We start from the raw sequence: 434 nt of genomic DNA on the forward strand, positions 1-434 counted from the left end.
GTACTACGCTTTCTATATGTTTCACCGCATGGTATACACCATTTTCCGATTGAATGATGTTTTTTATTTGTTGAGCGTTTTCAATATACTCTTTATTTTCTACTTGTTCTAACGCCTGAACCAATTCGAATACCTGGAGATTTTTTTCTTGTAACGGCTTTAGTGAATACCCTTTTTTATAGAGGAGATTTGCCCAAAACGGTTGATCCACTGTAAACGGAATGATAATTTGTGGTACGCCACTCAGTAAAGCTTCAGACATTGTTCCAACACCTCCATGATGAATAATGCCTTTAGCACGTTTAAATAAAAGTCTATGGGATGCATCTTTAACGGCAAGTATATTCTCTTGTTGATTAAACTTCATACCGCTTGTTCCTGTTAACACTATTGCGCGATTGTCCGTCTCCCTTAATGCCTAAACTAACTTTTGT

Annotated in this window: 1 protein-coding gene; it reads right to left on the reverse strand. The window is 36.9% G+C overall.

The window, feature by feature from the left end:
- Positions 1–367: glycosyltransferase (locus tag AC1DWA_RS33485; RefSeq protein ID WP_477917810.1), on the reverse strand; the 367-nt coding region annotated here is incomplete at its 3' end.
- Positions 368–434 lie beyond the last annotated feature (67 nt).

It is taken from the genome of Rhodococcus sp. P4_F3_2 (assembly GCF_056401335.1).